Here is a 25,637-nt window from a genome sequence, read left to right as displayed (position 1 = left end):
TAGAATCTTTTACAAATCAGAATTTAGTGCACGAGGGATTAGAGCTCATCAGCAAAGTTGATCTCACCTTCAGAAAGAGTGACATAGGCCTTTTTCCAGTCGTTGGTAAATCCCACTTTCTGACCGACTCTTTTCTGTTTTCCGTGCATGTTGGCGGTACGAACGTCTTTGACTTTTACGTTGAACATCTGTTCAACCGCCTTCTTGATCTCTATCTTGTTCGCCTTGGGATGTACTTTAAAGACGATTTTCCCGTCTTCTTCCTGTAACAAGGCGGCCTTCTCAGTGAGGCAGGGCCCCTTCAATACGGTGTAGATATTTTTCATGCCATCAACCTCTTCTCAAGGGTCTCGATTACAGGTTTGACCAGGACCAGCTTCTTGTGAAGAAGAATGTCATAGACATTCAGACCCTCTGAAGGCAGCACCTTGAAACCAACGACGTTTCTGGAGGATAACTTCAGATTTTCGACGTCTCCGTCGATAACGATCAAACCATTTTCGATATCGAGCGCCTTCATGACACCGACAAAATCCTTGGTCTTAACAGCATCCATACCAAAATCGTCAAGAACAATGAGATTTTCTTCCTGCAGGCGTGCACTCATGGCCATTGCCACAGCCTGCTTCTTGACTTTTTTATTCAGCTTAAAGCTATAATCACGTGGCTTCGGGCCAAAAGTAACTCCACCACCACGCCAAATTGGCGAGTTGCGGGTACCGGCACGAGCACGACCTGTTCCTTTTTGCCTCCAGGGCTTTGCTCCACCGCCACGTACCTCGACACGAGTCTTGGTACAGGCATTACCTGAACGGCGAGCGGCACGCTGCATCTTTACAACATCATGCAAGATGTACTCTTTCACCTCAAGACCGAAAACGTCGTCGTTCAGTTCAACCTGACCAACGTTCTCATTCTTGGTGTTCATTACATTAACTGTTGACATTATTATCTCCTCGAACCTGGTTCTTATCCGATATCAATTATTTGGAAAAAATCTTCAGGAGACCATTCTTGGCTCCTGGTACAGGTCCTTTCAGCAGAACGATATTCTCATCAGCGCGTACATCGATAACCAGCACATTCTTCTTCAGAACAGTATCGTTACCCATACGGCCTGGCATTTTCTTTCCTTTAACGACGCGGCCCGGCCAGGCACTACAACCAATTGAACCCGGAGCTCTGTGGAACATTGAACCGTGAGTATCACCGCCACCTGCGAAACCGTAGCGCCGAACGACACCCTGGAAACCTTTTCCTTTACTGGTTCCCTGTACGTCCACGACATCTCCAGCGTTGAAGAGAGAACCGAGGCCAATTTCCTGACCAACCTCATATTCGGCTTCGTCAGTTACGCGGAATTCACGAATGTGATAGAACCCTTCAGATTCGGACTTTTTCATATGGCCCGCAGTTGGTTTATTGACCCGTTGCGATTTTTTGGCACCGAAACCGACCTGAATGGCACTGTATCCGTCTTTTTCTACTGTCTTGACCTGGAGCACCTTGCAGGGTCCGGCTTCAACGACGGTAACGGGGGTCGCCTGTCCCAGCTCACTGTAGACGCGGGTCATCCCGATTTTCTTTCCTAATATACCCATTGTCTTTGGCATAATATTACCCGATGCTTCGATTTACTTGGCTATACCGCCAATTACGGCAGTTTAATTTCGACATCGACGCCTGCGGAGAGCTCAAGCTTCATCAGCAGATCAATGGTCTGCTGGGTCGGCTCAAGAATGTCCAATAAACGACGATGGGTTCTCATCTCAAACTGTTCCCGAGATTTCTTATCCACATGTGGTGAACGAAGAACACAGAACTTATTTATCGAGGTGGGCAGAGGTATCGGGCCGGCAACGGCTGAACCGGTGCGCCTCGCGGTCTCCACAATCTCGGTGGTTGACTGATCAAGCAGCTTGTGATCGTAGGCTTTTAAACGAATACGAATTTTTTCTGTAGGTATCATCGTTCACCTTTATTTATTAATTTTGCTTACAACGCCAGCGCCGACAGTACGACCGCCTTCGCGAATAGCGAAACGAAGCCCTTCATCCATGGCAATGGGTGTAATCAACTCAGCGGTAACGCTGACATTATCGCCAGGCATAACCATTTCGGTCCCCTCGGGCAATGTAACGATACCTGTAACATCTGTTGTTCTGAAATAGAACTGCGGACGATATCCATTAAAAAATGGTGTATGACGTCCACCCTCGTCTTTACCGAGAATGTAGCACTCGGCCTCGAAATTAGTGTGCGGGGTAATAGACCCCGGCTTTGACAGAACCTGTCCACGCTCAATTTCTTCACGCTTCACACCACGAAGCAAAGCACCGATATTATCACCGGCCTGACCTTCGTCGAGAAGCTTGCGAAACATCTCCACACCTGTACAAGTAGTCTTCTGGGTATCCTTGATACCGACTATCTCAACCTCGTCACCAACTCTGACTATGCCGCGTTCAACACGACCGGTGGCAACGGTACCCCGTCCAGAGATAGAGAAAACATCCTCAATCGGCATCAGGAATGCCTGATCGATATCGCGCTCCGGCTCAGGAATGTAAGAGTCAACTGCTGCCATCAAATCCCAGATACACTTGGCCTTCTCCTCATCCTCAGGATTTTCAAGAGCAAGCAATGCAGATCCCTGAACGAACGGGATGTCATCTCCCGGGAATTCATACTTGTCTAAAAGCTCACGTAACTCCATCTCCACCAGCTCAATCAGCTCTTCATCGTCAACCATATCGCATTTGTTTAGAAATACGACGATTGCGGGTACACCGACCTGGCGGGCGAGCAGAATGTGCTCACGGGTTTGCGGCATAGCACCATCTGTCGCGGCTACGACGAGTATTGCGCCATCCATCTGGGCAGCACCAGTTATCATGTTCTTGATATAATCGGCATGACCAGGACAATCAACGTGAGCATAATGACGAGTGTCTGTTTCATACTCTACATGGGCAGTGGCAATGGTGATTCCACGTTCTTTTTCTTCTGGTGCTTTGTCAATTTCACTGAAATCTGTGAAGTCAGCCTGGCCTTTGGTGGACAGAACCCTTGTAATTGCAGCGGTCAGGGTGGTTTTACCATGATCGATATGACCTACTGTTCCGACGTTGACATGCGGCTTAGTCCTTTCAAATTTTTCCTTAGCCATAGTGATTCCTCAATAATCCGGACGTTAAATCCCTCTGATTTTCTTAATAATTGCCTCTGCCTTTGCAGCAGGTACCACATCATACTCTAAAAATTGCATTGTGAAATTTGCCCTTCCCTGGGTCGCAGACCTCAATGAAGTCGAATACCCAAAGAGCTCAGCAAGCGGCACATTAGCGCTGATATTCTGCAGAACACCTTCTGCTTCGACACCAACGATCTTGCCTCGTTTGCTGTTGAGATCCGCAATTGCATCCCCCATATATTCCTCAGGGGTAACAACAACCAGATCCATAACCGGTTCAAGCAACGCCGGTCCTGCCTCCGAAGAGGCTCGACGAATGGCCATACCGGCCGAAACGCCAAAAGCCATGTCAGTTGAGTCCTCCTCATGGTAGGAACCTCCAACCAACCTGACCTTTATGTCAGTGAGAGGGTAACCAATAAGGGGACCGGCATCAAGACTGTCCCTTATACCCTTCTCTATAGCACCGAGAAACTGAGCCGGAATCGTGTTTTCGTCAACTTCATTGACAAACTCGAAACCCGCTCCACGTTCCAGCGGTTCAATCTCTATGATAACGTGACCGTACTGCCCTTTCGCCCCGGTCAACTGATCAAACTTACCCTCTGAGCGTTGCCCTACAGTAATTGTCTCTTTGTAGGCAACCTGAGGGGTACCGACCTTGGCACCGACCTTAAACTCATGAAGCAGCCTGTGCACAATTATCTCAAGATGAAGTTCTCCCATCCCTGAAATGATCGTCTGCCCCGTATCAGCGTCCGTCGTTATGGTAAAAGACGGGTCCTCAAGGGCGATCTTACCAAGCGACTCTTCAAGCTTTGCCTCTTCTGCCTTGCTCGACGGCTCGATAGCAACGCCGATAACCGGCTCTGGAAACTCCATGCTCTCAAGAACAATGAAGTCACCCTTTTCACAAAGCGTGTCGCCGGTGGTGGTAAACCTAAGACCTACCAGAGCCCCGATATCACCGGCCGAGAGTTCCTTCACCTGCTCTCTCTTATTGGCGTGCATTTTCAGGATCTTGCTGATCTTCTCCTGCTTTTTTTTGCCCGGGTTAAAAACCTTGTCGCCAAGAGCGATCTTACCCGAATAAACACGGATAAAAGCGAGGTTCTCAACAAACGAATCGGACATAAGCTTGAACACAAGACCTGCAAACTTCTCATCAGGGTCTCGCTTGCGATTGACGATCTCACCATCTCTATCTTCACCCTCTATCAACTCGACATCGAGAGGAGAAGGGAGATAAGCGATCACCGCATCAAGCAGGGGTTGCACACCCTTATTCTTAAAAGCACTCCCACACAGCACAGGCACAAGATCGAGTGCCAGCGTTGCTTTTCTGAGAGCGCTGTAGATCTCAGTCGCAGATACCTTGGTATCATTTAAGTATTTTTCCATGACATCCTCATCGAAGTCGGCCAACTTCTCGAGGAGTGCCATACGTGCGGCCGTGAAATCGTTGTTGTATTCGGCAGGTACATCTACAGCTTTCACATCCTGCCCGAGAGAGTGCTCGTCGAAGGTGAGCATCTTCTCTTCCACCAGGTCTATAACCCCGGCAAAGTCGGCTTCATTACCGACTGGAATCTGGATCGGAACAGGGTTCGCCCCGAGCCTATCCTTTATCATCTCCACGCATCTGTCGAAATTCGCTCCGACCCTGTCCATCTTATTGATGAACGCTATTCGCGGGATGTTATATTTATCTGCCTGCCGCCAGACTGTCTCTGACTGCGGCTCCACACCACCGACAGCACAAAAAACGGCTACTGAACCGTCAAGCACCCGAAGCGACCGTTCCACCTCAACAGTGAAATCGACATGCCCGGGAGTATCGATAATGTTTATTTTATGATCACGCCAGTAACAGGTTGTCGCTGCAGAGGTAATAGTAATTCCTCTTTCCTGCTCCTGCTCCATCCAGTCCATGACAGCGTTACCGTCATGAACCTCCCCAATTTTATGGGATCGACCAGTATAGTATAAAATTCTTTCTGTGGTCGTGGTCTTACCGGCATCAATGTGCGCCATGATACCGATATTACGTACTTCACTCAATACAGCTCGGGTTGCCATCGCGCTCCCTCAAAGTAAAGTTCAAGTTAGTGCTGATGCCAACCCCTGGCATCGCCAGTTATTTCCTGTTCCTACCAGCGATAATGCGCAAAAGCCTTGTTTGCTTCTGCCATACGATGGGTATCGTCACGCTTTTTCACGGACGCCCCACGATTATTATACGCATCCATAAGCTCGGCCGCCAGCTTTTCTGACATTGAACGACCAGAGCGGGATTTTGCAAACCCGATTATCCACCTGATAGCAAGCGCGTTACGTCGAGTCTGTCGCACTTCCATCGGCACCTGGTACGTCGCACCACCAACACGGCGAGACTTAACCTCAACTCTTGGACGCACGTGCTCCATCGCCTCTTCAAAGACGGTCAACGGATCTTCCTCGGTGATTTTCTGCTCAACAATCTCCATCGCATCATAAAATATACGATGCGCAAGGCTCTTCTTACCACGCTCCATCAGGCCATTGGTAAATTTACTCACCAGCAGGCTATTGAACTTCGGATCCGGATCGACAGGACGCCGATTAGCTACTTTTCTACGAGACATATCACATTTTCTCCATCAGAGTACACCCTCTAGGAAGGACGTTTTGCTCCATATTTAGAACGGCCCTGACGCCTGTCAGACACACCGAGACTATCAAGAGTACCACGAACAACATGATACCGAACACCCGGAAGATCCTTCACCCTGCCGCCGCGAATCAGGACAACTGAGTGCTCCTGAAGGTTATGACCGATACCTGGGATATAGGATGTAACCTCAATCCCGTTAGTAAGCCGAACCCTGGCCACCTTTCTCAATGCAGAGTTTGGTTTTTTGGGAGTTGTCGTGTAAACCCTTACACAAACGCCCCTTTTCTGGGGAGACCCCTTAAGGGCGGGAGTATTGGTCTTCGTAACACTCTTCTTCCTGCCGCGCCTGACAAGTTGGTTAATAGTTGGCATTGCGTCTACTGCTCCTGTTTGACTAACCGTTTATATAATTTTCTGACAATGCAGTTGCAGACCTTTTTGCTCTGAAAATTTGCACGAAAAAGGTATCATTTACCTCAATCAGCAAATAGTGTCAAGAATAAAAAGGTCTACAACGTTATTTTAATGTGATAGGACTATTGCCCGTCAAGTCCGGTTCCTGCAGAAATCAGGCGTCCCATAATCACATTTTCCTTTAAACCTGTAAGTTCATCAACCTTGCCAGCCATAGCTGCATTGGTGAGAACCTTGGTGGTTTCCTGGAAGGAGGCTGCGGAAATAAAGCTCTCTGTTGAAAGAGATGCTTTCGTCACACCAAGCAACAGTGGCTCTGCAACAGCAGGTTGTTTACCTTCGACCATCAGTCGCTCCCTCTCTTCCTCAAACTTCCACCACTCGACCTGCTCCCCGATCATAAATCGGGATTCACCAGCGTTTGTTATCATTACACGCTTGAGCATCTGACGAACGATAACCTCAATATGTTTATCGTTGATCTTTACACCTTGCAGGCGGTACACCTCCTGAATCTCGTTGACAAGGAATTTAGCAAGTTCCTTGACGCCGAGTACAGAGAGGATGTCGTTGGGAACAACAGTTCCTTCCATCAACGGTTCACCAGCCTGTACATAGTCACCCTCATGGACAATGATATGCTTGACCTTCGGTACCAGGTACTCTTCAGGATCACCATATTCCGGAGTGACTACAACACGACGCTTCCCTTTCAGTTCTTTACCGAAGCTGACACGACCGTCGATTTTTGAGATAACGGCAGGATCCTTAGGTTTACGAACCTCAAAGAGTTCTGCAACTCGGGGCAAACCACCTGTAATATCCTTTGTCTTTGAAGATTCACGTGGAATCTTACCGACCACAGAACCCGGTTCTATCACATCTCCCTCATCGACAGAGATGATGGAACCAACCGGCAGGCTATAGCGCGCAAATACATCTGAATTGGGAAGTTTCAAGGTCTTACCGCGTTCTCCTTTAACAGATACCCGCGGGTTCAACTGGGCACTCCCGGTGGAGTGGACAATGACCTTTGAGGACTTACCGGTGACAGGATCGACCTTTTCCTGCATGGTCATACCTTCTATGATATCACCATACTTAATAATACCACCGACCTCAGAAACAATCGGTATAGTGTATGCATCCCAATCGGCCATAACGGTACCTGCCTCAACTTCTGCACCTTCTGCAACCAGTATTTGGGCACCGTAGTTAACCTTGTATCGTTCGCGCTCGCGATCAAGGTCATCCATGATAACGACTTCTGCGTTGCGGTTCATGACGATCTTGATACCTTCGACATTAGTAACCGAATGCAGGTTCCTGAAACCGACCTTACCACCCCGCTGTGTCTTGATTTCAGCCTGTTCAACAGCCCTTGATGCGGTACCACCGATATGGAAGGTACGCATAGTCAGCTGGGTTCCGGGCTCACCGATGGATTGAGCGGCTATAACGCCAATCGCCTCACCCTTATTAACCATATGTCCCCGACCAAGATCACGGCCATAGCAGAGTGCACAGACGCCACGACGCGAGCGGCATGAAAGAACCGACCGTATCATGACCCGGTCGACACCAGCCTTCTCGATATCTGCGATGAGGTCCTCTGTAATCTCTTCGCCAGCTTTAACAATGACTTCGTCGCTGTATGGATCTACAACATCCTCAAGAGCAACACGACCGAGAATCCTGTCTCCAAGCGGAACAATAATCTCACCACCATCTAACAGAGGCTCGGCAACGATGCCATCAAGTGTAAAGCAATCTCGCTCAACAATTGTTACCTCCTGAGCCACATCGACAAGCCTTCTTGTCAGGTAACCGGAGTTCGCCGTCTTGAGTGCGGTATCAGCCAGACCCTTACGGGCACCATGAGTGGAAATGAAGTATTCAAGAACGCCCAGACCTTCACGGAAGTTTGCCTTGATAGGAGTCTCGATAATGGCACCGGACGGTTTGGCCATCAGCCCACGCATACCGGCTAACTGACGAATCTGATCTCGTGAGCCCCTTGCACCGGAGTCAGCCATAATGAAGATCGAGTTGAAACTCGGGGATTCTATCAGTTCATTGTCACGGGTTCTGACATAATCAACCTTGATCTCATCCATCATCTCGTTGGCAACATCCTCGGAAACCTTGGACCAGATATCAACAACCTTATTGTACTTCTCACCGGAGGTGATCAGACCATCAGTATATTGTTGTTCGACATCAAGTACGGATGCTTCAGCCTCTTCAACAAGATCTTCCTTGCTCAGCGGAATCTTCATATCATTGATGCAGATGGAGATTCCGGCGCGGGTTGCATACTCATACCCTGTATCTTTTAGCCTGTCTGCAAGGATTACTGTATCCTTGGTGCCAGCCTGACGGTAGGTATAATCGATGAGCTTGGCCAGGGCCTTCTTGGACATGACTTTGTTGATCTCACGGAACGGTACGGACTGCGGAAGCAACTGGCTGAGAATAATACGTCCCATAGTTGATTCGACAATCTCACCATCTTTCCTGATTTTCACCTTGGCCTGAAGGTCAACCGCACCGTGGTTGTAGGCGATACGGGCTTCATCATCATTAGAGAAGACCTTGCCCTCACCTTTAGCATTAATTCGTTCACGGGTCATATAATAAAGGCCGAGCACGATATCCTGTGACGGGATGATGACCGGCTCACCATTGGCGGGAGAGAGGATGTTGTTCGTAGACATCATCAACACCCTGGCTTCCACCTGGGCCTCTACAGAAAGCGGTACATGCACTGCCATCTGGTCACCGTCGAAGTCGGCGTTGAATGCCGCACAGACAAGCGGATGCAGCTGAATAGCCTTACCTTCGATCAAGACGGCTTCAAAAGCCTGCATGCCGAGCCTATGCAGGGTCGGTGCACGGTTGAGGATAACCGGATACTCGGTTACAACCTCTTCAAGCACATCCCATACCTCCTTGGCACCTTTCTCCACCATCTTTCTGGCACTCTTGATGGTAGTGACAAATCCTTTGTTCTCAAGCTTGTTATAAATAAACGGCTTGAACAATTCGAGGGCCATTTTCTTTGGGATACCGCACTGATGCAGACGCAGATGCGGGCCAACAACAATAACAGAACGCCCGGAATAGTCGACACGCTTACCAAGCAGGTTCTGACGAAAACGTCCCTGCTTACCTTTGAGCATATCGGCGAGTGATTTGAGCGGACGTTTATTTGCGCCGGTGATGACCCGGCCACGACGTCCATTGTCAAACAGTACATCGACCGCTTCCTGGAGCATCCGCTTCTCGTTGCGGATAATGATATCCGGTGCATCAAGTTCGAGCAGGCGCTTGAGGCGGTTATTCCTGTTAATTACCCGACGGTACAGATCGTTTAGATCGGATGTAGCAAAACGACCACCTTCAAGAGGTACCAAAGGACGGAGGTCCGGCGGCAAGACCGGAATGACCTCGAGAATCATCCATTCAGGGCGGTTGCCTGAATCACGAAAGGCCTCTACAACAAACAGGCGCTTGCCAAGCTTTTGCCTTTTGGTCTGCGAGTTGGTATTAGCCATCTCCTCGCGAAGCAAGGCAGACAGCCCTACAAGATCTGTCCCGGTGAGCAGTTCACGAATGGCTTCGGCTCCGATACCTACACGAAACTGAGCCGGATACTCTTCCTTGTACTGACGATACTTATCCTCAGTAAGCAGGGTTCCGACGGGAACAGCCTCAACCTCGGATTCTACCACCGCGTATTGCTCGAAATAGAGAATTTTTTCAAGCTGCTTCAGCGTCATATCAAGAACGGCACCGATCTTGGACGGCAGACTCTTTAAAAACCAGATATGCGCCACCGGAGCAGCAAGCTTGATATGGCCAAGTCGCTCCCGACGTACTTTTGACTGGATAACTTCTACACCGCATTTCTCGCAAACGACGCCACGGTGCTTCATGCGCTTGTATTTTCCGCAGTTACATTCGAAATCCTTAACCGGTCCAAATATTTTGGCGCAAAAGAGCCCGTCGCGTTCGGGCTTGAACGTTCTATAATTGATCGTCTCCGGCTTCTTCACTTCGCCGTGAGACCAATCCATTATCTTCTCCGGCGATGCTAGTGAAATCCTGACGCTTTTGAATTTCGTAGGGGCTTTCGGTTTTTGAAAAAAATTGAATAATTCTTCCACGAAATCACCTCTCCCTTAAATTTCGGGTATGCCCGGCAAAACTGATCTCACCGGGCGTTGAAGAGCTTTGGGTTTTCAGGTCCAGTCGATTACTCTTCGATTAATTCCATATTCAGACACAGCCCCTGCAGTTCCTTCACCAGTACGTGGAAGGACTCCGGCAAGCCGGTGGTAAGGAAGTTGTCACCTTTAACGATCCGTTCGTACATGGTAGTACGTCCTTCGACATCATCGGATTTAGCTGTTAAAAACTCTTTCAATGTATATGCGGCACCATATGCTTCCATGGCCCAAACCTCCATCTCACCCAGGCGCTGGCCACCAAACTGCGCTTTTCCGCCAAGCGGTTGCTGGGTTACGAGAGAGTAGGGTCCGGTTGAACGCGCATGGATCTTGTTATCAACCAGATGATGAAGCTTGAGCACGTACATGATACCAACGGTTACCTTGTTGGAAAACGGTTCACCAGTCAACCCGTCGTAGAGGGTCTCCTGACCGACTTCATCAGCACCCGCCTCCACCAGGAGTTGACGAATCTGACCTTCCTGCGCTCCATCAAATACAGGAGTCGCCATATGCAGACCTTCCTGATGCTGTCGTGCCCACTCGATCAGTTCATCATCGCTTTTACCGGCGTAGATCAGATCGGCTTCTTTTGGGGAGTAGATCGCATCGACCTTCTCTTTGATCATTTCTACAGCCTTATCACGAACCATGTTCTCAAGTTGCTGCCCAAATTTCCTGGCAGCATAGCCAAGATGGACCTCTAGTACCTGACCCACGTTCATACGCGAAGGAACACCGAGCGGGTTCAAGACAACATCGACTGTGGAGCCGTCTGCAAAGTACGGCATATCCTCTTCGGGAAGCAGTCTGGAAACAACACCCTTGTTGCCGTGCCGACCAGCCATTTTGTCCCCAACTGAGAGCTTACGCTTCGTGGCGACATAGACTTTGACCATTTTGACAACGCCAGGAGGGAGGTCATCTCCCTTTTTCATCCGATCGATGATACCATCATATCTCTCGGCTATAAGTTTAGACTGTTTCTCATAACGCTCGTAGGCCGCATCGATTTTATCTTCATATTTGGCCTTTTCAGAAAAGTCGATCAGACGCAACTGGTGAAAACCAATTTGCACCGCCATACTCTCTTCAATTTTCTTACCCAGCTTGACCAGTACCTGACCATCACGATCGTGAATGTCTGCCTTAGCGGTCCGGCCATCAATAATCTGACCAACCTCCCGACAAATACCACGCTTGAGGCTGTTCAATTCATCAATCTTGTCCTGGTTAAGACGCTCAATCTCGAGATCCTCGATCATGAGTGAGCGCTCGTCTTTATCAACACCCTTGCGTGAGAAGACCTTGGCATCGATGACAACACCGGTAACCCCTGGTGGGACACGGAGTGAAGAATCTTTCACGTCCTGGGCTTTTTCGCCGAAGATGGCACGAAGCAGTTTTTCTTCCGGCGACAGAACGGTCTCACCTTTTGGAGTAACCTTGCCGACCAGGGTATCACCAGCTTTTACCTCGGCACCAATACGGACAATACCGGAATCATCCAGGTTTCGAAGGGTCTCTTCGCTGACGTTAGGGATATCTCGGGTGATCTCTTCTTTGCCGAGTTTGGTGTCCCGGGCCATGGTCTCGAAAACCTCGATATGAACCGAGGTGAAAGTATCTTCTTTAAGCAGTCTCTCATTGATTAGGATGGAATCCTCAAAGTTGAATCCACGCCATGGCATAAAGGCAATTGTTACGTTCTTGCCTAGAGCAAGCTCTCCTTTTTCACAAGAGGGGCCATCAGCCAGAACGGTGCCATCTGTCACGCGGGTTCCCGGAAGGACCAAGGGGCGCTGATTAAAACAGGTGTTCTGGTTGGATTTCTTATATTTTTCCAACCGATAGACAGCAACACCAGTGTCATAGCCATCCACACCTGGTTTATCATATCGTACCACGATACGGTTCGCGTCAGCTTCTTCAACAACCCCCTCACCGGCAGCGAGAAGACAGGCACCGGAGTCCCGGGCAACATACCTCTCCATGCCTGTACCAACCAGAGGAGATCTGGGTACCATTAACGGTACCGCCTGACGTTGCATGTTGGATCCCATCAGCGCACGGTTGGCATCATCGTTTTCCAAAAAGGGGATGAGCGATGCAGCCACACTTACTAACTGGTTCGGGGCGATATCCATATACGTGACATTGTCAGCAAGGGTGGTAACAACCTCACCATCCTCACGAACAATCAAGTTACCGGCAGCCACCGTATTCGGGCTTTCCATTTCAGTCAATGCCGGAGCAATAATCTGATTCTGCTCTTGTAGAGCACTGAGGTACTTGATTTCTTCAAGAACAATTCGATCTTCGACTTTACGATAGGGTGTCTCAATAAACCCATACGGGTTGACACGAGCGTACGTTGCCAGTGAAACAATGAGACCAATATTGGGTCCCTCTGGTGTTTCAACCGGACAAATCCTACCATAGTGGGTTGGGTGAACGTCTCGAACTTCAAAGCCTGCACGCTCACGTGACAGACCACCGGGTCCGAGTGCTGACAACCTGCGTTTGTGGGTTACTTCGGAAAGGGGATTGGTCTGATCCATGAACTGGGACAGCTGGCTCGTACCAAAAAATTCTTTAATTGCAGCTGAAATTGGTTTGGGGTTAACCAGATCATGCGGCATAAGAGTCTCGACATCCTGCAGAGTCATTCTCTCCTTAATGGCACGTTCCATTCGTACGAGTCCCATTCGGTACTGGTTCTCTACCAGTTCACCCACAGTCCGGACACGTCTGTTGCCAAGGTGATCAATATCATCAACTGCCCCCTGGCTGTCTTTAAGCCTTACCAGGTATTTTATGGACTCAACGATATCAGCCTTGGTCAACGCCCGGTGTTCTATATCAACATCTAAACCTAACCTGGCATTAATCTTATAGCGTCCAACTTCAGATAAGTCGTAGAGATCGCCATTGAAAAAGAGGTTATCGAAGAACGTCTGGGCAACCTCAATGGTTGGCGGACTGGAGGGCCTCAGGCGACGATATATCTCGAGAAGAGCATCGTCCGTTGAAGCAACTTTATCAAGAGCAAGTGTCTTGCTGAAAGACTCCGAGTACTTTACACCGTCAATAAATAGAACCCTGAACTCGTTGATACCAGCATTATCGAGAGACTCCAAGATGGTTTCAGTCAGCTCTGTATTACATAGTGCCAGAGGTTCTTCACTATCCGGATTGGCGATAGTGTTGCTTAAGATACGCCCGGTTAATGTTTCCTTGGAAATCTGCAGTCTGGTGATTTCTGCCTCACCAATTCTCCTGCACAGTGCTTTGGTAACTTTCCTTCCCTGCTTGGATAGAATATCTCCGTCCTTAGGGGAAACAATATCATACTCGAGGCGTTGTCCAAGAAAAGTCTCGGTATCAAAATTGATGAAATAATTTTCACCTTCCTTGGTAACTGTGGATACCGGATAAAACTCAGCAAGCAGCTGCTCTGCGGTATAACCTATCGCTTTCAGCAGGGTCGTAACCGGAAATTTTCGACGCCTGTCAATCCGAACATGAAGTACATCTTTAATGTCAAATTCGAGATCTATCCAGGAACCACGAACCGGTATAATTCGGGCAGAATAAAGCAGTTTTCCGCTTGAATGGGTTTTACCATTGTCGTGGGTATAAAAAAGACCCGGAGAACGCTGAAGCTGTGATACTATCACGCGCTCTGTACCATTAACAACAAATACGCCGTCTGCAGTCATTAGCGGTAATGAGCCGAGGAAAACCTCCTGCTCTTTGATATCGCGGATAGTTTGAACCCCGGTTTCCTCGTCGACATCAAATGATATCAATCGAACAACTATCTTCAGTGGTATCTCATATGTCATGCCACGCTGCTGGCATTCTGCGATAGTATACTTCGGCTCTCCAAACTTATATCGTACATATTCAAGAGAGCAAAGGCCGTTGAAATCATTGATGGGAAAGACGCTTTTAAAGATCGCCTCAAGCCCGAATTCCTCACGTTCCTCAGGGTCGCAACCCATCTGCAGAAAGCTCTCGTACGAAATTCTCTGCATGGAAATGAGGTGGGGTGGCTCAATGATTGTCTCAGCCGTGGCGAAGTTCTTTCTGACTCGTTCCATATATTGTCCTCGAGGTTTCCTGGAATTCATTACACACTGGTACACGACCCTGTCCTACGTTCCAGAGGTGACCGATTGGTAATTGGAGTGTACTTTGATTATGGATTAGAATAAGAATTAATTGCTAATTAAAAAGTGAACTGCTGTTTTTTTTAAGTTACATTCTTCTTGCAAACACGATATAGTATTTTTCGTCAGGATGGGGACTCCTCTCCATCCTCAATGCCGCATCCGGCCATCCGACCAAAACAGCATATAACTACCTGTATTACTGTTGTTTTCCAATCACCCTACAACAAAGACTACAAAGCAAGACACGCTACGTGGCCTTGGCCTGTAGCGTGTCTTATACTACCGGTGCATCCGTGATACGGATGCCTGCACTGGTGGAACTATTTGATCTCTACGGAACCACCTACTGCTTCGATCTTACCTTTTATTTCTTCACACTCTTCCTTGGTAATGCCCTCTTTCATCGGCTGCGGGGCATCTTCAACCAGAGCTTTTGCTTCTTTCAGGCCAAGACCGGTAATTGCACGAACCTCTTTGATGACCTTGATCTTCTGATCTCCGGCACCAGCAAGTATTACGTCAAACTCAGTCTTTTCTTCTGCAGCAGCACCACCATCGGCGGCGGGAGCACCAGCAGCAGCAATAGCAACTGGAGCAGCAGCAGAAACACCGAACTTCTCCTCGAACTCTTTAATAAGTTCAGAAAGCTCGAGTACGGTCATATTGGAAATGAATTCAATTACATCTTCTTTAGTGACAGCCATTATGGATAACCTCTTTTTCTCAGTTTTTTTCAGTACGTTGGCATGCTGCTATTTAACTAGCGGCCTGTTCTTTCTGATCTTTAACCGCCTGTAGTGCATAAACAAATGTTCTCGGCACACCGGAAAGTACCTGAACAAGACCAGTGGGTACGCTGTTCATAACTGACAGCAACTGGCCAAGCAGAACTTCCTTGGAAGGCAGTTTAGACAGTGCAACTACACCATCTACATCAAGTTTTTCCCCTTCGAGAGCGGCAGATCTGATAATGAACTTATCTTTGTCATCGGCAAACTTGGCAACAACCTTTGCGGGTGCAACCGGGTCAGCATAAGACATAATGACAGCCGTGGTTCCGGTAAAATCGTCAACGAGACCGGCGTTGTCAGTATCAGCTACTGCTCTTCTGAGGAGTGTGTTCTTTGCAATTCGGATCTCAGAGTCACAATCACGCAGTTCCTTTCGGATAGCCTGTAACTCAGAGACTTTTAAACCACAATAGTCAGCGACTACAACAAACTTAGCACGGCTAAACGAGTTGTTTAATTCCGACACTATTGTCGCTTTATCATCACGATTCAAAGTGCTCCTCCTTCTCAGAAATGGTTAATCTTTTCGAAACAGCAGTTACGACGCTGATACGGGCAACATACGAAAATCCATATGGCCAGACAGATACTATCTGGTTTTACCCTCGTCTCGGCAGGTCATGAAACATCATGATTAAACGTAATGTACCTGCTGTCTTCGACCAAACGGTATCAATTATTTAAAAAAATATAAGGATACCGTTACTTCTTAAAACCTACTACTTTACAAGTGTCCTAAGAGCCAGTGTATCAAGCTTCACACCTGGTCCCATCGTCGTTGAAATAGTAACTGACCTCAGGTATATTCCTTTGGCAGCTGACGGTTTCAACTGAACAATTTTCTCAATAAAGGCGACAAGGTTTTCCTGCAACTTCTGCTCACCAAACGAAGCCTTACCAATCCCGGCATGAATAATACCGGTCTTATCAACCTTGAAATCAACCTTACCAGCTTTAATTTCCTTTACGACATCAGCCACATCAAAAGTAACAGTACCAAGTTTGGCATTTGGCATCAGGTTACGAGGTCCAAGTATTCGTCCGATCTTACCAACAGTTCCCATCATATCGGGAGTTGCAACAGTTTTATCGAAATCGAGCCAGCCACCCTGAATCTTTTCCACTATGTCCTCAGCACCAACAAAATCAGCCCCGGCTTCTTTAGCCTCAGCTTCTTTAGGTCCTTTGGCAAAGACGAGTACCCTGGTTTCTTTACCTGTACCATGCGGCAAAACAACAGAAGATCGGATCATCTGGTCGGCATGTCTCGGATCAACACCGAGTTTCATTGCAATATCAAATGTCTCATCGAACTTAGCAAACGAGAGTTCGAGAACCTTCTTTACGCCCTCTTCCGGGCTATATTGAACACTTTTATCAAATGTCTGGATTTTATTTTTATAATTTTTTCCGCGCTTCGGCATGATGCCTCCTACTTTGACAGAGCCCATAGTCCCTGCCAGCAGTGAAATGATTTTTCTAAATTAATCTACTACGGTAATTCCGCAGCTTCTGGCTGTGCCTTCTACGATTTTCATGGCTGCTTCGATATCATAAGCGTTCAGATCAGGCATTTTGATTTCAGCGATTTCCTTGATCTTATCACGACCGATTTCAGCAACACGCTCTGCTTTCGGATTACCTGAGCCTTTCTGCAGGTTTGCTGCTTTTAGCAGCAGTACTGACGCGGGAGGTGTTTTGGTAATATAACTGAAAGAACGATCCTGATAGACGGTGATGACTACCGGTACAATGGTATCACCCATACCTTGGGTCTTTGCATTGAATGCCTTGCAGAATTCCATAATATTTACACCGTGCTGACCTAGTGCAGGTCCAACAGGCGGTGATGGATTCGCCTTTCCTGCAGCAATCTGCAGCTTGATGTATGCCATTACTTTTTTGGCCATTTCTCTACTCCAACTGACAAACTGATTTAATTTCTTATGTAAGTATTTCGTAAACGGCCTATTAAGACCGACCCCAATATCAGGTATTCGTCACCTGTACGAATTCTAACTCGACAGGTGTTTCACGACCGAAAATCGAAACCATAACGCGAACACGGCCTTTTTCAGGAAATACCTCATCAACCACACCCTGAAAATTAGCAAAAGGTCCGTCTATAACCCGCACTGTCTCCCCAACGTCAAAGATAACCTTAGGCCTTGGTCGTTCAGAGCCATCCTGAATCCTGCCGATAATCTTACCAGCATCTTCATCGGACAGCGGAATCGGATTTCTGTCATCACCGACGAATCCAACTACACGGGGCATATTCTGGTGGATTGTATGCCAGGTTTCATCGTTAAGTTCCATGCTCACCAGCATGTAGCCGGGGAAAAAGCGACGAGAGGAAGTCTTGCGTGAGCCTTTGATCATTTCGACTACCTGTTCGGTCGGAACTAGGATCTCTCCAAAAGACTCTTCGAGTCCTTCTTTACGAATACGCTCTTCGAGGGTCGCCTTAACCTTCTCCTCGAATCCCGAATGAACCTGAAGTATATACCATTGTCTTGCCATGTGATCGCTTAAGTCCCTAGAAAGTTGCGCACATCCGGCGCCTGGATTTCATCTATCATCCAAGCATCCCCGTGCGGTATCGGTTCAATCTCTACCGCAGAAAAGAGGATACAAGCTTACCTAGCAGCAGATCTACTGCTCCGAGGTAGGCTGAAATAATCACCGTGAGTACCACGACAATCCCGGTAAGGCCAAGACTCATCTTTTTATCAGGCCAGACGATCTTGGTAAATTCGACCTTTACCTCTTCGATAAACTTCTTTATCTGAGCAGGTGCGAAAGGAGACGGTTCTTTCTCATTCGCTGAATTGCCCTTTTTTGATTTTGCCTTTCCTGCCATATGCGATGTCCGAGTTCGTAACTCTTCTAATATTTCCAGCGAATACGAGTCCAAATGTTCGCCCTGCCAAAATAGAAAACACCTGCCACTAAAAATAGTGGCAGGCCAGGAGGGATTCGAACCCCCAGCCCTCGGATTTGGAGTCCGATGCTCTACCAATTCGAGCTACTGGCCTGTGTTTCCCTACTTCGTTTCCTTATGCGGAGTGTGACTCCGACAAAACGGACAATACTTTTTGAACTCCAGCTTATTCGGAGTGTTTTTCTTATTTTTCGTAGTCGTATAATTACGACGTTTGCATGTACCACATGCAAGGGTAACTATATCTCTCATTCGAGGTCCTCTACAAAGGTCACCCCACCGCTTATGCAGCAGGGTGCAATCTTTTTGCGCAGATCGGTGTTACTACTTATTGATCTTGCTTACAACACCAGCGCCTACGGTCCTGCCACCCTCGCGAATAGCGAAACGCAGTCCCTCATCCATAGCGATCGGGGTGATCAGCTCAGCGGTGACGGATACGTTATCACCAGGCATTACCATTTCTGTACCTTCAGGTAAGGTAACAATACCGGTAACGTCAGTGGTCCTGAAATAAAACTGAGGACGATATCCGTTGAAAAATGGAGTATGACGTCCACCCTCATCTTTCCCAAGGATGTAGCACTCAGCTTCAAAGTTGGTGTGGGGGGTGATAGAACCGGGCTTGGACAGTACCTGACCGCGCTCAATCTCCTCACGTTTCACACCACGAAGCAGAGCTCCGATATTATCTCCAGCCTGACCTTCATCAAGCAGCTTACGGAACATCTCAACACCGGTACAAGTGGTCTTGGTGGTTTCTTTAATACCTACAATCTCCACCTCGTCACCAACCCTGACAATACCACGCTCTACACGGCCAGTGGCAACAGTACCACGACCAGAGATTGAGAATACGTCCTCAATCGGCATCAAAAAGGCCTGATCAATATCACGCTCAGGCTCTGGAATATAGGAATCAACAGCATCCATAAGATCCCATATGCACTTCGCTTTCTCTTCGTCTTCCGGATTCTCCAGTGCAAGAAGAGCAGATCCCTGCACGAAAGGAATATCGTCTCCAGGGAACTCATATTTATCAAGAAGCTCACGAAGCTCCATCTCTACCAGCTCGATCAGCTCCTCATCGTCGACCATGTCGCACTTGTTGAGGAATACAACGATTGCAGGAACACCAACCTGACGCGCAAGCAGGATATGCTCACGGGTCTGCGGCATAGCACCGTCAGTCGCAGCGACCACCAGAATGGCGCCGTCCATCTGGGCTGCACCGGTAATCATATTTTTGATATAGTCGGCATGGCCCGGGCAGTCAACATGTGCATAATGACGCTTCTCGGTCTCATACTCAACATGAGCGGTAGCAATGGTAATTCCTCGCTCTTTTTCTTCCGGCGCTTTATCAATTTCGCTGAAGTCAGTAAAAGACGCCTGACCTTTCGTAGACAAAACGCGGGTAATGGCTGCAGTCAATGTAGTTTTACCGTGATCGATATGACCTACTGTTCCAACATTGACATGCGGTTTAGTCCTTTCAAATTTTTCTTTTGACATTTCTCTTGTCTCCTCAGGCCGTTGAAAGTTGTTTCGATTTGAATTTTACTCAAGCCTGGAGCCCACGACCGGATTTGAACCGGTGACCTCATCCTTACCAAGGATGCGCTCTACCAACTGAGCTACGTGGGCACCAAATTAACTACTTTGAAGACAGCATGGAGCGGGAAACGAGACTCGAACTCGCAACCCTCAGCTTGGAAGGCTGATGCTCTACCAATTGAGCTATTCCCGCCCAGTAAAGTCTCTTTCATGCTGATGAGAGTTGGTGGAGGGGGGAGGATTCGAACCTCCGAAGGCGTCGCCGACAGATTTACAGTCTGTTCCCTTTGGCCACTCGGGAACCCCTCCATGGGGAATGTCTTTATAAAAAGACAGACACTCTTTATACTCTTACCAACACTTTGTAAAGTACTTTTTTACCTTTTTCTGGAGCTGGCGATGGGACTCGAACCCGCAACCTGCTGATTACAAATCAGCTGCTCTGCCAATTGAGCTACGCCAGCTTACAAAGCACGTGAATATACTAATTCAGAAAACTTTAAGCAACCTTTATTTTTAAAAGTACGTTTTTTCTTACTCACGTGTCTCGTCAATACACAAATACCGTCCCCTAAGATAATAAGGCCGGTTGTACCCTTTCGGGTAAACCGGCCTTAATTCCAACAAGAACGTTATTCAATAAGAGTTATTTTGCAAACGCACTCTCACGGTACTTCTCAAAGCACATAGCGGTAGTCCTGAAGACGATATGAGCAAACTTGGTATACGGCATATACAGAAACAACATCATAACAGAAACAAGATGCAGGTAATATACTATATAACCCAGAGCGGGGAGACCGGCCCAGCGAAGAAGTTCCGCACCGAGACCGGTAACACCAACCGCAAGAATTTCCCAGATCAGGAACCAATCGTAAAATGTCTTGCTGGCTTTACCACGCTTTTCCATATCGGTTCTGCTCTTCCATAGAACCCAAATACCGTACAACAGGGCTATAGCAGATATGTTGGCCACGATCTTGAAAGGATCGATCAGGCTCATTGGCGCATGCAATGAGGTCCAGAACAGGCCCAGGACATCATTCTTTAACAGGGACCAACAGGTAACGATAAACAACCCTATGAAAGCAAACATCAACGGCAGATGTCCTTTCACCCTGTCAGTATTCACCGTACACTCTTTAAAACGACCATGCTGCACAGTCTCAACAATTGAAGGCCATAGGAAATCGGTGGCAAACTGTTTAATTGACGGCTTGAACTCCGTATTTAAGGAAGCATTATCGCTCATCGACTTCCACATCTTCCGTACACCCATGAAAGCGGAGAAAGCAGCAATTCCAGCTGCCGGTACCATAAATGCTACAATAAAGAATATATTCTTTGCATACCATTTAAAATCCCAGTGACCGAAGAATTGCTGGTAACCGTGACTTGCGAACTCCTCTGAAGACGGAATGTGCATGGCTCCGGAAAGAAACCACATGATAAGTATAATCACCGCAGGGATACCAATAAGGATCGGCAGGTTCTTGGCACTGGTACACAACTTGGCGAGACCGGAAGGCCAGCCATAGAAAGTGTAAGCGTAAGACCTGATCGCGCCTAGAACCTCACCAGGTTTGGCACCACGAGGGCACATCTCTGTACAATCACCACATTGATGACAGAGGAATACGTCAGGGTCTGCAATAAGGTTTTCTTTCATGCCCCACTGAGACCAGATCATTTCCTTACGCGGAAACGGCTTGTCATCTGTCGAAAGAGGACAGGCAACGGAACAGGTCGCACACTGGTAACACTTTTTCATCGTGTCACCACCGGCCTGTTTGAGAGTTTTTATAAATTCTAAATCCGGTTGAACATTCATATTTTCCTCCTGAATATTATCAAAAACGTTGAGCCTACTTAGCAGACTCTGTAAATCTGGGTATTGAAGAATCGCAGGGAACATCCCCTGCGATAATAGTTATTGATAATCAACAGGTTAGAAACCTTTGAATGGGTTTGGCCCCATTTCTACGATTTCTTCCACAAAATCATTGATAATCTGCGGAATCTTATCGTAATCAGTGATGGCCACCTGATTGGTGGCACATCTCTCGGACTCAAGACCCAAAGTAGACAGAGTATCGCCGATGTTTTCCATACGCTTGTTGGCGATTTCAGAACCTTTAACAAAGTGGCACTGATAGTCATCACCGTATGTACATCCAAGCAACATCGCACCATCCATACCTGCTGAAAGGGCATCACGGATCCAGGCCATGTTAACGGAACCAAGACATCGAACCGGTATGAAACGTACCATATGGTTGATACCATGACGCTTCATTCCTGCCATATCAAGTGCAGGATACGCATCGTTCTCACAGACAAAAACAATGATGCGCAGTCTGTCATCATCGTCTTCCGGAACTTCAACAGCCTTGATCATGGAACCGATCAAATCAATATTGTAGTCTTTAAAACCGATGATTCTCTCAGGACAGGCACCCATACAGGTACCACACCTACGACAGCGAGTCGGGTTTGGCAGCGGTGTACCTTTCTCGTCGTCATCAAGGGCACCAAACGGACACTCCTCAGTACAGCGTTTACACTGAGTACAGCGCTGCATGAAGAATTCCGGATAGGTCGTATCACCAGATCGAGGATGAACGGAAACGCCACGATCAGTGGATTCAAGACACTGAATGGCTTTCAGCGCTGCACCAGTCGCGTCATCAATGGTTTCATCCATGGTCACAGCCTTGCGGACACCACCACAGGCATAAACACCTGTTCTTCGTGTTTCGTATGGAAAACAGATGAAATGAGAATCTGCATAACCGTCAAATAGTTCGAGATCGTTAAAAGCAGGACCCTGACGATAAGCGAGATTAATTGAGTTTTCATGTAAGGTTGTCGGCTCCATACCAGCAGCAAGTACAACCATGTCAACTTCGAGATCGAGAGCTTCACCAAGCAAGGTTTCTTCAACAGCAACTTTTACCATGCTACCTGACTGTTTAACCTGGGTAACGTTACCCTTGGTCATGAAAATACCATCGTTCTCCTGGGCAGATTTATAGAATAACTCCATATGTCCAGGGGTGCGCATATGCTGGTACAGGATGTATGCCTTCCCTTCTTCATTATCCTGGCATACATACTGAGCCTGTTTTAACGCTACCATGGAGGTTACAGAGTTACAGTAAGGAAAGTCCTTATCGTGCTCTGCACCGCCGGGACTCTGAATAAATGCCACATTTGCTGGTACTTTACCTTCCTTGGCCAGTTTCTCAAATTCAGCATTTGTTACAACATTCTTAACAGTGCCATGACCGAGATGCTCGTACTGTGAGACATCAGCAGGTTTCCAGCCAGTTGCCAGAACAACTGCGCCGACGGTGACAGCTGCACTGTCTTCGGCCATATAATTCTGGAGTCCGGCGTTCGGATCTTCAGCTTCACCTTTATCAATAGCATCCTGCTGATCAACAGTAACCTTGGCTGGAGCATCCCATTCACTGGTGGAACCAGCGGCCTTGAAAGAAACCTTAAAAGCACCTGGTGCACCTGCTATACGTGCAACTTCAGTACCGGTTTTGACGGTAATTTTAGCGTTGGCTGAAATCTCTGCAACCAATGCTTCTACCGGATTCTCTTCAAGATCTGTCCAGGGGGCTTTTGACGGAAATGATTGTCTCCACCCCTTGGCCTTCCCACCAAGATCTGTTTCTTTTTCAACAACCAGTACATCGTATCCTGCTGCAGCTGCTTCTTTTGCAGCAGTCAGACCGGCAAGACCACCACCCATAACCATAATGGTCCGGTCCAGGGTTTCTACTTCCCATGGTTCGGCAATTTCAGTCTTCGCAGCACGAGTACAGGCCATTCTCATATAGTCTGAGGCGGTTTCCTGTAAGAACTCTGCGGCTTCTGCAGGCGGCTCTTCACCTTCTCCAGGCTTGACTTCAGCCCATACTACCTGCTCACGCAGGTTGGCACGAACGGTGATCTTATCATCACCAAAATTAAATTCTTCGGTCATAACACGAGGAGAGCAGGCACCGATAACAACGGTGTTCACACCACCAGCGACATCAGCCTGCAAAAGTGCTTTACCTTCCGCACCGCAAAGGCACTCATGTGTTTTGCACTCGGTAGACATCTCGCCGCTAACAACTTCGGAAAGTGCCTCCATATCGAGCGCATCTCCGATTCCGCACCCAGAACATAAATATGCGCAAATATTTTTATCCATTGATCCTTACCTCCTGGAAACCTGAATTGCCTTCAAGGCAGCTGCAGTTGAATTTTGAGTAGTGGTCACAACGTCTGAGGCCTTTTTTGCACAGCCCGCTGCGATCATACCTTTTTCTGCATCGGTGATCACAAAACCGTTGCTGTCCATGGTCAGGTCAACGGGTGCTCCCTGAACATCGAGTGACGGCTGCATACCGGTTGCAAGAACTGCCAGGTCAACCTTCTGGGAAATTTTCTCCATGGTGAGGGTGTCTTCCGCTACCAGGGTCACACCATCCGCCTCGGGAATAATTTGGGCTACTTTACCTTTAATGAACGTTGCTTTTTCATCTGCCATACGGGCTTCACGGAATTTCTCGTATTTACCCGGGGTACGGAGATCAATATAGAAAACATAAATCTGGGCATCAGGATACTGCTCACGCACATAGGTCATCTGCTTGAATGTTGCCATACAGCAGATATGCGAACAATATTCGAGATGATTCTCATCCCTTGAACCAGCACACTGAACAAAACCGATAGACTCGATTTCCTTGTCACTGTTTGGAATAACAATTTTACCACCTGTTGGTCCGCTCGGGGCTGCCATCCTCTCAATCATCATATTGGTAACGATTGCATCAGAAGAACCAAAAGAGAGGGTTTCCATCTTGGTAGCATCATATGGAGTCCAGCCTGTGGCCCAGACAATCGATGCAACTTGTACTGTTACACTTTCGGTCTGCATATCGAGATCGACTGCATTATATTTACAAGCTGCCTTTACTGCGTCTGCACCTGCTGCAGAAAGGGCATCCTTGTTAATAACGAATCTGCGCGGGAAAGCCATCTCATGTGGTAAATAGGCAGCCTTACTTTTGTTGAGACCAAGATTGAACTCGTTGTCGATTTCATCTGGACAGGCATCAGCACAGTCGCCGCAAGCGGTACAGTTGCTGTTAACATATCTCGGTGCAACCTCAAGTGTAACCTCATAATTTCCAGGCCCACCGGTAACCCCTTTAACTGTTGTCATGGTATAGGTCCGGATTTTCCGGTTATCCTTCACACGACGGAAGTTAATCTCAAGACCACAACTTGGCGGACACATCTTTGGAAAATACTCATTTAACTGAGCAACCCTTCCACCAAAGGTAGGGCTTTTTTCAACCAGAAACACATCGTTTCCGACTTCGGCGGCTTCAAGGGCACTTGTCAGCCCGCTGATTCCTCCGCCTACGACCAATACTGCACCGCTGGTGCCTTGCTCGTCAGTCATACCTTTCCTCCATAATTACTGAATAATATATTGTGCTATTGGCATGCAAGAATACTCTGAACGAATCAATGATCTCACACCACCAACTGTTGGACCGGCTGTAATTAGTACCAGATTTTTTAGCACAGTGAAATTCTTTTAACTTGTGCATGGCACAGAAATATTGGGCCTCTTTGGCATGCACAAGGTAAAAGTCGATGAA

The 25,637-nt window shown here is 47.8% G+C and carries 21 protein-coding genes and 5 tRNA genes; all 26 read right to left on the bottom strand.

Features of this window, described 5'->3' with window-relative positions; all coding sequences use genetic code 11:
- Window positions 1-38 precede the first annotated feature (38 nt).
- Window positions 39-326: a 50S ribosomal protein L23 gene (locus GA520_RS02460; protein WP_163339993.1), complete on the bottom strand. Its 288-nt coding sequence runs from the start codon at window positions 324-326 to the stop codon at window positions 39-41.
- Window positions 323-946, bottom strand: a complete 624-nt coding sequence (rplD, locus tag GA520_RS02455; RefSeq protein WP_163339992.1) for a 50S ribosomal protein L4 — start codon at window positions 944-946, stop codon at window positions 323-325. Before rplD ends, GA520_RS02460 begins: the two co-directional genes overlap by 4 nt.
- A 37-nt stretch (window positions 947-983) precedes the next feature.
- Window positions 984-1,613, bottom strand: a complete 630-nt coding sequence (gene rplC / locus GA520_RS02450; RefSeq protein ID WP_163339991.1) for a 50S ribosomal protein L3 — start codon at window positions 1,611-1,613, stop codon at window positions 984-986.
- Between the two features lie 41 nt (window positions 1,614-1,654).
- Window positions 1,655-1,966, bottom strand: a complete 312-nt coding sequence (gene rpsJ / locus GA520_RS02445; protein ID WP_205749380.1) for a 30S ribosomal protein S10 — start codon at window positions 1,964-1,966, stop codon at window positions 1,655-1,657.
- A 12-nt stretch (window positions 1,967-1,978) separates the two neighbouring features.
- Window positions 1,979-3,169, bottom strand: coding sequence for an elongation factor Tu (gene tuf / locus GA520_RS02440; protein ID WP_163339989.1), 1,191 nt, complete (start codon window positions 3,167-3,169; stop codon window positions 1,979-1,981).
- Window positions 3,170-3,193: 24 nt separating this feature from the next.
- Window positions 3,194-5,272, bottom strand: coding sequence for an elongation factor G (gene fusA, locus GA520_RS02435; RefSeq protein ID WP_163339988.1), 2,079 nt, complete (start codon window positions 5,270-5,272; stop codon window positions 3,194-3,196).
- A gap of 71 nt (window positions 5,273-5,343) precedes the next feature.
- Window positions 5,344-5,817 (bottom strand): 30S ribosomal protein S7, encoded by a 474-nt coding sequence (rpsG, locus tag GA520_RS02430; protein WP_163339987.1) that lies wholly within the window; start codon window positions 5,815-5,817, stop codon window positions 5,344-5,346.
- Window positions 5,818-5,846: 29 nt separating this feature from the next.
- Complete coding sequence (gene rpsL, locus GA520_RS02425) at window positions 5,847-6,218, bottom strand: 30S ribosomal protein S12 (protein WP_163339986.1); 372 nt, start codon at window positions 6,216-6,218, stop codon at window positions 5,847-5,849.
- Between the two features lie 164 nt (window positions 6,219-6,382).
- A complete protein-coding gene (rpoC, locus tag GA520_RS02420) occupies window positions 6,383-10,429 on the bottom strand; it encodes a DNA-directed RNA polymerase subunit beta' (protein WP_163339985.1) in 4,047 nt (1,348 codons plus the stop codon).
- Window positions 10,430-10,518: 89 nt separating this feature from the next.
- Complete coding sequence (rpoB, locus tag GA520_RS02415) at window positions 10,519-14,598, bottom strand: DNA-directed RNA polymerase subunit beta (RefSeq protein ID WP_163339984.1); 4,080 nt, start codon at window positions 14,596-14,598, stop codon at window positions 10,519-10,521.
- Window positions 14,599-14,990: 392 nt separating this feature from the next.
- A complete protein-coding gene (gene rplL, locus GA520_RS02410) occupies window positions 14,991-15,374 on the bottom strand; it encodes a 50S ribosomal protein L7/L12 (protein ID WP_205749378.1) in 384 nt (127 codons plus the stop codon).
- A 52-nt stretch (window positions 15,375-15,426) separates the two neighbouring features.
- Window positions 15,427-15,954: a 50S ribosomal protein L10 gene (gene rplJ / locus GA520_RS02405; protein ID WP_163339983.1), complete on the bottom strand. Its 528-nt coding sequence runs from the start codon at window positions 15,952-15,954 to the stop codon at window positions 15,427-15,429.
- Window positions 15,955-16,180: 226 nt separating this feature from the next.
- Window positions 16,181-16,885: a 50S ribosomal protein L1 gene (rplA, locus tag GA520_RS02400; RefSeq protein ID WP_163339982.1), complete on the bottom strand. Its 705-nt coding sequence runs from the start codon at window positions 16,883-16,885 to the stop codon at window positions 16,181-16,183.
- A gap of 60 nt (window positions 16,886-16,945) precedes the next feature.
- Window positions 16,946-17,371 (bottom strand): 50S ribosomal protein L11, encoded by a 426-nt coding sequence (gene rplK / locus GA520_RS02395; RefSeq protein WP_163339981.1) that lies wholly within the window; start codon window positions 17,369-17,371, stop codon window positions 16,946-16,948.
- Window positions 17,372-17,450: 79 nt separating this feature from the next.
- Window positions 17,451-17,984, bottom strand: a complete 534-nt coding sequence (nusG, locus tag GA520_RS02390; RefSeq protein ID WP_163339980.1) for a transcription termination/antitermination protein NusG — start codon at window positions 17,982-17,984, stop codon at window positions 17,451-17,453.
- 91 nt (window positions 17,985-18,075) lie between these two features.
- Window positions 18,076-18,324 (bottom strand): preprotein translocase subunit SecE, encoded by a 249-nt coding sequence (secE, locus tag GA520_RS02385; RefSeq protein ID WP_163339979.1) that lies wholly within the window; start codon window positions 18,322-18,324, stop codon window positions 18,076-18,078.
- 98 nt (window positions 18,325-18,422) lie between these two features.
- A tRNA-Trp gene (locus GA520_RS02380) sits at window positions 18,423-18,499 on the bottom strand.
- 8 nt (window positions 18,500-18,507) lie between these two features.
- Window positions 18,508-18,657, bottom strand: coding sequence for a 50S ribosomal protein L33 (gene rpmG, locus GA520_RS02375; RefSeq protein WP_136798095.1), 150 nt, complete (start codon window positions 18,655-18,657; stop codon window positions 18,508-18,510).
- 72 nt (window positions 18,658-18,729) lie between these two features.
- The gene (gene tuf, locus GA520_RS02370) at window positions 18,730-19,920 is read right to left on the bottom strand and encodes an elongation factor Tu (RefSeq protein WP_163339978.1); all 1,191 of its coding nucleotides are present in this window, start codon (window positions 19,918-19,920) and stop codon (window positions 18,730-18,732) included.
- A 56-nt stretch (window positions 19,921-19,976) separates the two neighbouring features.
- Window positions 19,977-20,052: transfer RNA gene (locus GA520_RS02365), tRNA-Thr, on the bottom strand.
- A 27-nt stretch (window positions 20,053-20,079) separates the two neighbouring features.
- Window positions 20,080-20,155 (bottom strand) — tRNA-Gly (locus GA520_RS02360).
- Between the two features lie 31 nt (window positions 20,156-20,186).
- Window positions 20,187-20,271, bottom strand: a tRNA-Tyr gene (locus GA520_RS02355).
- Between the two features lie 79 nt (window positions 20,272-20,350).
- A tRNA-Thr gene (locus GA520_RS02350) sits at window positions 20,351-20,426 on the bottom strand.
- A gap of 182 nt (window positions 20,427-20,608) precedes the next feature.
- On the bottom strand, window positions 20,609-21,793 hold the full coding sequence (qmoC, locus tag GA520_RS02345; protein ID WP_163339977.1) for a quinone-interacting membrane-bound oxidoreductase complex subunit QmoC: 1,185 nt from the start codon (window positions 21,791-21,793) through the stop codon (window positions 20,609-20,611).
- Between the two features lie 117 nt (window positions 21,794-21,910).
- A complete protein-coding gene (locus tag GA520_RS02340; RefSeq protein ID WP_163339976.1) occupies window positions 21,911-24,172 on the bottom strand; it encodes a hydrogenase iron-sulfur subunit in 2,262 nt (753 codons plus the stop codon).
- Window positions 24,173-24,178: 6 nt separating this feature from the next.
- Complete coding sequence (locus GA520_RS02335) at window positions 24,179-25,435, bottom strand: FAD-dependent oxidoreductase (RefSeq protein ID WP_163339975.1); 1,257 nt, start codon at window positions 25,433-25,435, stop codon at window positions 24,179-24,181.
- Between the last annotated feature and the right edge of the window lie 202 nt (window positions 25,436-25,637).

The organism is Desulfopila sp. IMCC35008 (assembly GCF_010646885.2).
In the GTDB taxonomy this organism is placed as follows: Bacteria; Desulfobacterota; Desulfobulbia; order Desulfobulbales; family Desulfocapsaceae; genus Desulfopila.
The sequence above is the reverse complement of the archived record's forward strand: the minus strand, read 5'-3'. Positions and strand labels throughout refer to the sequence as shown.

Excerpts from the sequence above, each read along its gene's own strand:
- GA520_RS02460 (WP_163339993.1), bottom strand. The coding sequence starts at position 326 with ATGAAAAATATCTACACCGTATTGAAGGGGCCCTGCCTCACTGAGAAG.
- rplD (WP_163339992.1), bottom strand. The coding sequence starts at position 946 with ATGTCAACAGTTAATGTAATGAACACCAAGAATGAGAACGTTGGTCAG.
- rplC (WP_163339991.1), bottom strand. The coding sequence starts at position 1,613 with ATGCCAAAGACAATGGGTATATTAGGAAAGAAAATCGGGATGACCCGC.
- tuf (WP_163339989.1), bottom strand. The coding sequence starts at position 3,169 with ATGGCTAAGGAAAAATTTGAAAGGACTAAGCCGCATGTCAACGTCGGA.
- fusA (WP_163339988.1), bottom strand. The coding sequence starts at position 5,272 with ATGGCAACCCGAGCTGTATTGAGTGAAGTACGTAATATCGGTATCATG.
- rpsG (WP_163339987.1), bottom strand. The coding sequence starts at position 5,817 with ATGTCTCGTAGAAAAGTAGCTAATCGGCGTCCTGTCGATCCGGATCCG.
- rpsL (WP_163339986.1), bottom strand. The coding sequence starts at position 6,218 with ATGCCAACTATTAACCAACTTGTCAGGCGCGGCAGGAAGAAGAGTGTT.
- rpoB (WP_163339984.1), bottom strand. The coding sequence starts at position 14,598 with ATGGAACGAGTCAGAAAGAACTTCGCCACGGCTGAGACAATCATTGAG.
- rplL (WP_205749378.1), bottom strand. The coding sequence starts at position 15,374 with ATGGCTGTCACTAAAGAAGATGTAATTGAATTCATTTCCAATATGACC.
- rplA (WP_163339982.1), bottom strand. The coding sequence starts at position 16,885 with ATGCCGAAGCGCGGAAAAAATTATAAAAATAAAATCCAGACATTTGAT.
- rplK (WP_163339981.1), bottom strand. The coding sequence starts at position 17,371 with ATGGCCAAAAAAGTAATGGCATACATCAAGCTGCAGATTGCTGCAGGA.
- nusG (WP_163339980.1), bottom strand. The coding sequence starts at position 17,984 with ATGGCAAGACAATGGTATATACTTCAGGTTCATTCGGGATTCGAGGAG.
- secE (WP_163339979.1), bottom strand. The coding sequence starts at position 18,324 with ATGGCAGGAAAGGCAAAATCAAAAAAGGGCAATTCAGCGAATGAGAAA.
- rpmG (WP_136798095.1), bottom strand. The coding sequence starts at position 18,657 with ATGAGAGATATAGTTACCCTTGCATGTGGTACATGCAAACGTCGTAAT.
- tuf (WP_163339978.1), bottom strand. The coding sequence starts at position 19,920 with ATGTCAAAAGAAAAATTTGAAAGGACTAAACCGCATGTCAATGTTGGA.
- qmoC (WP_163339977.1), bottom strand. The coding sequence starts at position 21,793 with ATGAATGTTCAACCGGATTTAGAATTTATAAAAACTCTCAAACAGGCC.
- GA520_RS02340 (WP_163339976.1), bottom strand. The coding sequence starts at position 24,172 with ATGGATAAAAATATTTGCGCATATTTATGTTCTGGGTGCGGAATCGGA.
- GA520_RS02335 (WP_163339975.1), bottom strand. The coding sequence starts at position 25,435 with ATGACTGACGAGCAAGGCACCAGCGGTGCAGTATTGGTCGTAGGCGGA.